10 protein-coding genes are annotated in these 9,010 nt (G+C 60.6%); 5 read left to right on the top strand and 5 right to left on the bottom strand.

Annotated features, from left to right (window positions below; translation table 11 throughout):
- Positions 1-174 precede the first annotated feature (174 nt).
- Entirely contained in the window at positions 175-1,329 is a 1,155-nt protein-coding gene (locus SOP85_RS13025; RefSeq protein ID WP_323627161.1) for an NnrS family protein, read from the bottom strand.
- The gene (locus SOP85_RS13020; protein ID WP_323627159.1) at positions 1,329-1,577 is read right to left on the bottom strand and encodes a transmembrane sensor/regulator PpyR; all 249 of its coding nucleotides are present in this window, start codon (positions 1,575-1,577) and stop codon (positions 1,329-1,331) included. The genes SOP85_RS13025 and SOP85_RS13020 overlap by 1 nt, the downstream gene beginning before the upstream one ends.
- 265 nt (positions 1,578-1,842) lie before the next feature.
- On the opposite strand from SOP85_RS13020, the gene SOP85_RS13015 reads away from it, so the two are divergent.
- Together SOP85_RS13015 and SOP85_RS13010 are read left to right on the top strand one after the other, a co-directional pair.
- Positions 1,843-2,346 carry a VOC family protein gene (locus SOP85_RS13015; RefSeq protein ID WP_274076354.1) on the top strand — a complete coding sequence of 168 codons (504 nt, stop codon included), beginning with the start codon at positions 1,843-1,845 and terminating at the stop codon, positions 2,344-2,346.
- 33 nt (positions 2,347-2,379) lie between these two features.
- A complete protein-coding gene (locus SOP85_RS13010) occupies positions 2,380-3,213 on the top strand; it encodes an AraC family transcriptional regulator (protein WP_323605962.1) in 834 nt (277 codons plus the stop codon).
- On the opposite strand, the gene SOP85_RS13005 is transcribed toward SOP85_RS13010, so the two are convergent.
- Positions 3,214-3,801 (bottom strand): LysE family translocator, encoded by a 588-nt coding sequence (locus tag SOP85_RS13005; protein ID WP_274076352.1) that lies wholly within the window; start codon positions 3,799-3,801, stop codon positions 3,214-3,216.
- An 81-nt stretch (positions 3,802-3,882) separates the two neighbouring features.
- Positions 3,883-5,214, bottom strand: coding sequence for an aminotransferase-like domain-containing protein (locus tag SOP85_RS13000; protein ID WP_323627158.1), 1,332 nt, complete (start codon positions 5,212-5,214; stop codon positions 3,883-3,885).
- An 87-nt stretch (positions 5,215-5,301) separates the two neighbouring features.
- Here SOP85_RS13000 and SOP85_RS12995 point away from each other — a divergent pair, with 87 nt between their 5' ends.
- Positions 5,302-6,198, top strand: coding sequence for a DMT family transporter (locus SOP85_RS12995; RefSeq protein ID WP_323627156.1), 897 nt, complete (start codon positions 5,302-5,304; stop codon positions 6,196-6,198).
- Between the two features lie 67 nt (positions 6,199-6,265).
- Here SOP85_RS12995 and SOP85_RS12990 read toward each other — a convergent pair whose 3' ends face one another.
- Positions 6,266-7,171 (bottom strand): leucine-rich repeat domain-containing protein, encoded by a 906-nt coding sequence (locus SOP85_RS12990; RefSeq protein WP_323627154.1) that lies wholly within the window; start codon positions 7,169-7,171, stop codon positions 6,266-6,268.
- A gap of 226 nt (positions 7,172-7,397) precedes the next feature.
- Between SOP85_RS12990 and SOP85_RS12985 the strand changes: the two genes are divergently transcribed.
- Complete coding sequence (locus tag SOP85_RS12985) at positions 7,398-8,018, top strand: LysE family translocator (protein WP_323627153.1); 621 nt, start codon at positions 7,398-7,400, stop codon at positions 8,016-8,018.
- A 29-nt stretch (positions 8,019-8,047) separates the two neighbouring features.
- Positions 8,048-8,995 (top strand): Dyp-type peroxidase, encoded by a 948-nt coding sequence (locus tag SOP85_RS12980; RefSeq protein ID WP_442967906.1) that lies wholly within the window; start codon positions 8,048-8,050, stop codon positions 8,993-8,995.
- The last annotated feature ends 15 nt before the right edge of the window (positions 8,996-9,010 follow it).

The raw sequence follows: 9,010 nt of genomic DNA, 5'->3' as shown, positions 1-9,010 counted from the left end.
AGCAAAAGCCAGAGCAAAAGCCAGAGCAAAAGCCAGAGCAAAAGCCAGAGCAAAAGCCAGAGCAAAAGCCAGAGCAAGGCGAGCTAACGCTCGACCTCGTTGTTGGGTAGTACGTGTTCCTCTGTAGGAGCCGGCTTGCTGCGGGCGGCGTTCCGACAATGGGGCCGCGGGCTCCTACACCTTGGGCCTTAGCAAAATTGAGGTGTAGCCCACCAGAAACAACCCAAACGCAACACACCAAAACAACGCCGAAACCCCCAACCCCAACCCGGATAACGGCACCAGCAACACCCGCACCACCCCTGCGATCAACACCAGGACAAACCCCGCAACGATGGCTTTCGAAGGCCGCAGCGCCCGCCCGGTGTGCCCCAGGCTGACCCGGGCGATCATCGCCAGAATCAACCCGCCAATGCCACCCACCGCCAGCGCATGGGTGGCCAGGCTCTGTTGCGGCATCAGGCCGGCGTGCCACAGCGCCATGGCAAACACCGCCACCACCAGCCAGGCATACGACAGATACAGCGACCACAGCAGGGGCACGCGCCAGATACCGCGGTCATGCCAGCGCCACAGGCGCAGCAGATGCAGACTGCCGATCAAGACAAACAACGCCGCCAGCCAAAGTCTGGGCAGGTCATTCAAACCGAGGGCATATGTCAGCGCGGCCAGCAACCCGCTCACCAGCAGTACCCTGGTGGGTAATGGATTGGCCGCAGGCGGTGCTGGACGATTCAAGCCGCGCTGAATGAAGAACGGGATCACCCGCCCGCCAATCACGCTCATCAGCGCGCCGACCAGCCACAAGGCCGCCAGTACGCCCCGCCGCTGCAAACCCGTATCATCGGCCCAGAGCCCCCACAACGTCATGGCCTGGCAGCCGGCCAGCAAAGTGATCATCAGCAATATCGGATAGTTGTCGCGCTTGCCCGCGGCCACCAGGTCGCGCCCCAACACCCAGGCCAGCAACGGCAAAAAGGGCATTTGCACAAGCAGCAACCCTGCGGGAGCAATCGGCAGCAACCAGGCAATTCGTGCAACCAGCCAGACCAGCAGCAGCCCGATCAACGGCCAGCCCTTGAGTCCCGGGCGACCGGTCCAGTTCGGCACCGCCGTCAGCAGGAATCCGGCGATGATGGCCACGGCGAATCCGAAAGGCATCTCGTGCCGATGCCAGGCGAGCATGCCGCCAACCGGTTGCGCGCGGGGCAAGCGGCCGTACAACCACAGGGCCCAGATTGCCACTGCCAGTGCGGCGAACGCGGCACCTGCCAGAAAGAACGGGCGAAATCCAAGACTGAAGACGGGAGTAGCGGCCAGTTTGCGCATCAGGCCAGCGCCACGCGCTGAGGTTTGCTCAACCAGTGCTGGGCCAGCAGGCGCATGACGTAGCCGATTTTCAGCAGGGTCGGTCCGATGATGGTCATGGCGTGCAACGCCACCAGCGCCACGATCGACAGATGGCCGGCATACAGGTAAGCGCCGTAGATGCCTGCCAGCAACATGGCCAGGCCGACGCCAAGTACACGGCTGGAAAGGTGCAGGACGTTCTGAGCATTGCTGAAGAAATGGAACATTTTCCGTACTCCTGAAGCAGTTCAGTTGTACGTTTCATCCATCAAGTCTCGTGCCAGATATTTAGCCCTTACAAATCAGGTATCTGAGGTCGTAGGTGTCATAACGACTCGCGCTGAAAATAGTCTTAATGACACAAGGCTTGGTCATTAAGACTCCACTTTGTAGAAAATCCTTACACACCCGGCGATCTACGGCTCGGCCAGACCGCCGCAGGCTAGCTACGCTGATAGTCCAGCATGCAAAAACCTGCCAAGGAGACCCGCCATGCTACACATGCAAAAACTCACACCCTGCCTGTGGTTCGATGGTCAGGCCGAAGAGGCCGCGAAGTTCTACTGTGCGATCTTCGATCACTCGAAAATCACCGCCATCACTCACTACGGCGAGGCCGGAAAGGAATTCCATGGCCGGGAAGTCGGCTCGGTCATGACGGTCAGTTTCGAACTCGACGGGCAGACGTTCACCGGCCTAAACGGTGGCCCGAACTTCATCTTCAACGAAGCGATCTCGTTCCAGGTCAACTGCCAGACCCAGGAGGAAGTCGACCACTTCTGGGGACGCCTGTCCGCCGGCGGGCCTGTCGAGGCACAGCAATGCGGCTGGCTCAAGGACAAATTCGGCGTGTCCTGGCAGATCGTCCCGGTGGCGATGATGGAGATGATCAAGGACCCCGACACGGTAAAATCCCAACGCGCCATGCTGGCGATGATGCACATGAAAAAACTCGATATCGCCGAGCTGCAACGAGCCTTCAACGGCGAGAACTAATACACTGTGGCGCTGATCTGCCTAGGATTGACCATGAAGCCCGCAACACCCAGGGACACCGACAAGGCCCCGCGCTTCTGGCGCGATGATGCCCTGCCCTTCATCGAAGCCCGCTCCATCGCCGACGGGCGTGAGGTCTGTTACACCCGGCATGCCCACGAGCACTTTTCCATCGGTGCGATCACCGCCGGGCGCAGTACCTATGTCCATGAGCAATCGAACTCCGAGGTTTGTGCCGGCACCGTGGTGCTGATGAACCCCGGTGATGTGCATGCCTGCAATCCGATCGACGATCAGCCCTGGTCGTACCTGATGCTGTATGTCGACAGCCCATGGCTCACCGACTTGCAGCATCAGCTGGGCTTCAGCAACGATCTGGCGTTTCGCCGGTTCGCGGTCACCCATACCGCAGACCCTGGCCTCTTCATGGGTTTGCAGGCTTTGTATCAGGTGCTGGTCGACGAGCAGCAAGACGTGATGTGTAAACACAGCGCAGCGGTGGAGTTTTTCACCGAGGTGCAGCTACACCTGAACCCGACCGAACAACCGCTGCGCGAGCCCAACTTCAAGCTGGAGCGCGCCGCCGACTTCATCCGCGAGCACTGCACGCAGATGCTCAAGCTCGAAGACATCTGCCAGGCGGCGCAATTGTCGCCGTCCTACCTGATCCGCGCCTTCAAGCAGCATTACGGCATGACACCCCACGCCTTCCTGGTCAACCGCCGCATCCAGTTCGCCCGGGATCAACTGCGCAATGGCAAGCTGATCGCCGACGTGGCGCTGGAAGCAGGGTTTGCCGATCAGGCGCATTTCCAACGGGCGTTCAAGCAGCATCTGGCGGCAACGCCAGGGCAGTATCGCGGTTGATTAAGGCACCAACAGATACACCGCACTCACCGCCAACAACAACGCCATGCCCCGATTGAACAAGCGCATGCCCGCCGGATTGTTCAGGTAGCCGCGCAAAAACGTCCCGGCGTAGGCCCAGCAACCGACCGACAGGTAGCAAATCACCAGGTACACCGCCGCGAACTGCCACACCAGGCGGGCTTCGCCATCGGCGACGAACGCGCCCATGCCGGCCACGCAGGCCAGCCAGGCTTTCGGGTTGAGCCATTGCATGACCGCGCCGTACAGCATCGACGGCGCCCGGTTCGAATCCTTTGCCTGCAGTTGCCCGTCGTCGGCGGCCAGCTTGAACGCCATGTACAACAGGAACGCCACCCCGGCCCACTGGACCACCTGAGTCATTGCCGGCCACAGCAGCAACAGCTCATGCAACCCCAACCCCATCAGCACCAGCAGCAACACGAAGCCCAGCGTCGCCCCGGCCACATGGCGCTGACTGGCACGAAAGCCGAAGCGCGCCCCCGAACCCAGGGCCACGATATTCACCGGCCCCGGCGTGATGGAAGCGGCCAACGCAAACGCCGCCATGGACATGATCAAACTCATTTGCACACCTGCTCAGTCAGTTGAACCAGGCGTCAATGTAAGGAGCCCTGTGCTGCGCGTATTGAAGAAAACTGCCCTGTGCTATGAGTAATAGTCGACCACCTTCTTCACCTTCACCAACGCCTGGCGCAGCGCGACCATGTCCACCGAGCCCAGCGCCAGACGTATCGCGTGGGGGACATGGGGGCTAATCGCAAAGGGTTCGGCGGGCGACACCGACACCTGCTCGCGCATCAACGCCATGGCGATCTGGTCGGCCCGGGCGTCCTCGGCCAAGGGCAGCCAGATGAAATACGAAGACGGATGGCTGATGGTCCTGAGTCCCGCCAGCACCTCACGGGCCAAGGCTTGCCGGGCTTGTGCGTCCACACGCTTTTGCCCCTCGAGTTTGCTGACAGTGCCGTCGTCGAGCCAGGCCGAGGCAATGGCCGTCATCACCCCGGGGGTGTTCCAGGTGGTCGCCATGATGGTGCGTTCAAATCCGGCAATCCATGGCGCCGGCGCGGCGACAAAACCGACGCGCAACCCGGTGGCGACATTCTTCGATAAACCGCTGACGTACACCGTTCTTTCCGGCGCCATTGCAGCCAGGGGTGGCGGGACGTCTTCGGCGAGGAAAGCGTAGGCCGCGTCCTCGATGATCGTCAGGTCATGCCGCCGTGCGATCGCCACCAGATGCTCGCGCTGATCGGCGTCCAGCACCCAGCCCAACGGATTGTGCAAGGTCGGCATCGAGTAGACGGCCCGCACCGGGCGAAGCCGGCACAGTTTGTCCAGGGCAGGCAAATCAGGCCCCTTGTCCGTGACGGGAATGGGCAGGACTTCAAGATGCAGGGTTTCGGCCAGCGTCTTGAAGCCCGGATAGGTCAAGGCGTCCGCGGCAATCACATCGCCGGGCTTGAGCAGGGTCATCATCGCCACCGTCAGGCCATGCTGGGCGCCACTTACGATCAGCACCTGTTCGGCCGGTACGTTCAGGCCGCGTTCGAGCAGATGACGGGCGAATGCCGCCCGCTCATGCAGGCGCCCGGCGTGGGGCTGATAGCGCAGGAGCGACTCTAGGTCACCGGACAGCGCGAGTTGACGCAACGCGTTACGCAACAGATCGGCCTGACCGGGCAATGACGGGTAGTTGAAGTTGAGGTCGATCATCCCTGCCGCCACCACCGACTGGGAAATGCCCTGCCCCGGCGGCAATGAGGTCTCCCGGACAAAGGTCCCGCGCCCGGTTTCGCCGCTGACCAGGCCCATGCTCTCGAGCTCGGCATAGACCCGGCTGGCCGTGACCAGGGCCAAGCCGTGCTCAGCAGCCAACTGGCGGTGAGTCGGCAGACGCGTACCGGGCGGCAAACGTCCGGCGCGGATCTCGGCGGCATATGCATCCACCAGTGTTTTGTAGCGGGAACGAGGCATGTCGAGATGTATCCATGACAATTTTTTGATTGTACCGATAGTCAATCATACGATGGCTTTCGTGCAACCCGACAATGAGTGAGCCAAATGGAACGGACTTCAAACGTGCAAAACCCGGCGCTGGAAAGCAGTGCCCGCGGATGGATCAATGGCCTGATCGGCGTGGTGATTTTCAGTGGCTCGCTGCCTGCGACGCGGGTGGCGGTGCTGGAATTCGACCCGGTGTTCCTGACGGTGGCCCGCGCCACCCTTGCAGCCATCCTGGCCCTGTGCCTGCTGTTGCTGTTCAAGGAAAAACGCCCCGCTCGCAGTCAGCTGGTGCCCTTGTTGATCGTGGCACTCGGCGTGGTGGTGGGGTTTCCGCTGTTGACCGCGCTGGCGCTGCAATACGTTACTTCCGCGCATTCCATCGTCTTCGTCGGCTTGCTGCCACTGGCGACCGCGGCGTTCGGTGTCCTGCGCGGTGGCGAGCGCCCACGGCCGGTGTTCTGGTGTTTCTCGGTGCTGGGCAGCCTGCTGGTGGTCGGATTCGCCGTCGCCCAGGGCCTGACGGCGTCACCCCAGGGTGACATCCTGATGCTGCTGGCGATCCTGGCCTGCGGGCTCGGTTATGCCGAAGGCGCGAAGTTGTCCCGCACACTGGGAGGCTGGCAAGTGATTTGCTGGGCGCTGGTACTGGCACTGCCGGTCATGGCCGCATTGACCTTGTGGCGGCTGCCCGCAACCTTTGCCAGCATCAGTACACCAGCCTGGGTCAGCCTGGCCTACGTGTCCCTTTTCAGCATGCTGATCGGGTTTGTGTTCTGGTATCGCGGGCTGGCGCAGGGCGGAATTGCGGCCGTGGGGCAACTGCAACTGCTGCAGCCGTTTTTTGGCTTGGCGCTGGCGACGACGTTGCTGCATGAAAAGGTCAGCATTGGCATGCTGGCGGTCACTGTGGCGGTGATTCTTTGTGTGGCGGGTGCGAAGAAATTCGCGAAGTAGATTATCGGTTCGCAACAAATTCCCCCGCTTAACCCGCTTGTTTAACAGGCTGGAAAAGCGTGGGCCGTTACGCAGTCACCGTGTAGCGATAACCCACACTGGTCAGCCGCCCATGAAAAGCCAGCGTCGCCTCCGAGGTGCCAAGGGTGTTGGTCGGCAAATGTACATAGCGCAGGTTTTGATCCAGATACGCACCTGGACTGCCAATGATTTCAACACCGCCCGGTTCAAACAGGTAGTCACCTGGCGTCAGGGCCTGCTCAAATATTTTCTGCAGCCTGATGGGCAACGAACTGTTTTGCCTCACATTGCCCAGCTCAAAAACGCCCAAGGCTTGATTGCGGGCATTGATGCTGGTGGTCGAAGGCATGACATTCAAGACGGTCATGTCTTCAAACCCGTTGCTTTGCACCAACATGAATTTGAGGGCGATCAGCCTGGAAAGGGAATCGGGTAGTTTTCCGCAGAGGTTATTGTTATTACCCACGTCAAAGCGTTCCAGTTTGATCAGGTTACCGATCGACTCCGGAATACCGCCTCTGAGAATGCCCCGCGGTGACTGAGAACTCAGATTCAGGCTGGTCAGGTTGTTGAGATTGCCGATCCACTCCGGAATTGATTTGATTGAGTTGTTGACGAAATGCGCCGACGTCAACTTTGCTAACGTCCCAAATTCTTCAGGAAGGCGAGTGATCAATTGATTTTCTATCATCAGGTCCTGCAAATTGCGCAGATGTCCAATGCCTTGCAGGCTGGTGATTCTTCTCGGCTGCCCGCTCAACACCCGTAACACCGTCACTTTATCCAGCATGTCCTGCGTCACCGTGTCTTCGATCGTCACCGGCGTGTTCGTGGCTGCCGAGATATGCTCGGCCGCCACGTGTGCAAATGCAATATCGTCAAAAAGCGTCTTGATCGGCGCCGGGATTGTCACCGCGGCAAAAGTTTTTACAGTTGCAGTATTCGAAGTCATGTCGGTCACTTGGCCATTGAGTAATGACTCCTTTTTAACGCATCGCCGAAATGCTTTTAACTGTCACAACTGTCAGGTAGCTAGACCCGTTTGGAATAATCGGGAGCGCCTGGCGGCAAATAGTTACTGCCCCCCTTGATTGTACGGTGCCTGCGGTTCACGACTGTACGGGGCAAGCCGCACGGCACCTGTGGTAGAAATATCGCTCTCGCTACTGGAGCCGATAATGGACCTCGCCACCCTCTCCCTCTTTCTCCCGGCCTGCTTCGCCCTGAACATGGCGCCAGGCCCGAACAACCTGCTGTCGGTCAGCAACTCGACCCGCTATGGCTACCGCACCGCGTGCCTGGCCGGCATCGGCCGCTTGCTGGCGTTCGCCGCAATGATCGCCCTCGCCTCGGCCGGTCTGGCGGTGGTGCTGCAAACCTCGGAATTGCTGTTCTACGGGATCAAGACTCTCGGTGCGGCGTACCTGTTTTATCTCGCCTGGCAATTGTGGCGGGCCAACCCCGGCGCAGAAACCGCCGTAACCACCCCGCCGGCGGGCATGCTGGCGTTGGCCCGGCAGGAGTTTCTGGTGGCGGCCGGCAACCCCAAGGCGATCCTGATCTTCACCGCGTTCCTGCCGCAATTTGTCGATCCGACCCGCGCGATCACGCCACAATTCGCCCTGCTGGGAGCACTGTTCCTGATCCTGGAATGGATCGCCATCGGCGCCTACGCTTACATGGGCCTGCACATGCGCCGCTGGTTTGCCAAGCCGTCGGGCAAGCGGCTGTTCAATCGCTGCTGCGCGGGTTTGTTGTCGGCGGCGGCTTCAGTGTTGCTGATGGCGCGTCGGGCCTGAATCAACTACCGCTCATGGGGCGCATGCCAATGGATCAATCTACGCCGGACGCTCAGGCCATCTGCAGCCCCATCACCCGCAGCGCGATCTTCATCGTCGCCACCCTGGTGCCCGGCAGTGAAGCCGCGAGCAAAGTGCGGGGCTGGTGCGCAGACGTCGCAGCCCTCACGCGCTCGGTGGGCAAACGCGTTCCCGCCGGTAACCTGTCGTGCATCTGTGGCTTTGGCTCGGCTGCGTGGGACACCTTGTTTGGCCACCCGCGCCCCGCCGCGCTGCACAGCTTCCGCGAATTCGGGCCGGAGGAACGTCGCGCCATTTCCACCCCTGGCGACCTCCTGCTGCACATCCGCGCTGAACATATGGACTTGTGCTTCGAACTGGCGACGCAACTGCTCTCGGCGCTTGACGGTGCGGTTGCGGTCGTCGATGAAGTCCAGGGGTTCCGCTACTTCGACATGCGCAGCATCATCGGTTTTGTCGATGGCACCGAAAACCCCGTCGGGCGCAAGGCTGTCGGCTTCACGATTGTCGGCGATGAAGACCCGTCGTTCAGCGGCGGCAGTTATGTGCTGGTGCAGAAGTACCTGCACAAGATGAATGCCTGGAACGCGTTATCCGTCGAGGCGCAGGAGGGCATTATCGGGCGCACCAAACTGTCCGATATCGAACTCGACGACTCGGTCAAACCGTACAATTCCCACAGCGCCCTGACGACCATCACCAACGATGGGGAAGAAGTGAAGATCCTGCGCGACAACATGCCGTTTGGCCGGCCCGGTGCGGGAGAATTCGGCACCTATTTCATCGGCTATGCGCGCTCGCCCGATCCTCTGGAACAGATGCTTGAGAACATGTTTGTCGGCAAGCCTGCGGGTAATTACGACCGCTTGCTGGATTTCAGCACCGCTGTCACTGGTGGCTTGTTTTTCACGCCCTCGGCGGATCTGCTGGAAGAACTGGCGGATCGCGAGCCCTGAAACTGAAAAGGTTAC

The sequence above is a fragment of the Pseudomonas sp. YuFO20 genome (assembly GCF_035064975.1).
Lineage (GTDB): Bacteria > Pseudomonadota > Gammaproteobacteria > Pseudomonadales > Pseudomonadaceae > Aquipseudomonas > Aquipseudomonas putida_AE.
The sequence above is the reverse complement of the archived record's forward strand: the minus strand, read 5'-3'. Positions and strand labels throughout refer to the sequence as shown.

Bases quoted from the DNA above. Each gene is read 5' to 3' on its own strand.
- SOP85_RS13025 (WP_323627161.1), bottom strand. From the start codon at position 1,329: ATGCGCAAACTGGCCGCTACTCCCGTCTTCAGTCTTGGATTTCGCCCG.
- SOP85_RS13020 (WP_323627159.1), bottom strand. From the start codon at position 1,577: ATGTTCCATTTCTTCAGCAATGCTCAGAACGTCCTGCACCTTTCCAGC.
- SOP85_RS13015 (WP_274076354.1), top strand. From the start codon at position 1,843: ATGCTACACATGCAAAAACTCACACCCTGCCTGTGGTTCGATGGTCAG.
- SOP85_RS13010 (WP_323605962.1), top strand. From the start codon at position 2,380: ATGAAGCCCGCAACACCCAGGGACACCGACAAGGCCCCGCGCTTCTGG.
- SOP85_RS13005 (WP_274076352.1), bottom strand. From the start codon at position 3,801: ATGAGTTTGATCATGTCCATGGCGGCGTTTGCGTTGGCCGCTTCCATC.
- SOP85_RS13000 (WP_323627158.1), bottom strand. From the start codon at position 5,214: ATGCCTCGTTCCCGCTACAAAACACTGGTGGATGCATATGCCGCCGAG.
- SOP85_RS12995 (WP_323627156.1), top strand. From the start codon at position 5,302: ATGGAACGGACTTCAAACGTGCAAAACCCGGCGCTGGAAAGCAGTGCC.
- SOP85_RS12990 (WP_323627154.1), bottom strand. From the start codon at position 7,171: ATGACTTCGAATACTGCAACTGTAAAAACTTTTGCCGCGGTGACAATC.
- SOP85_RS12985 (WP_323627153.1), top strand. From the start codon at position 7,398: ATGGACCTCGCCACCCTCTCCCTCTTTCTCCCGGCCTGCTTCGCCCTG.
- SOP85_RS12980 (WP_442967906.1), top strand. From the start codon at position 8,048: ATGGATCAATCTACGCCGGACGCTCAGGCCATCTGCAGCCCCATCACC.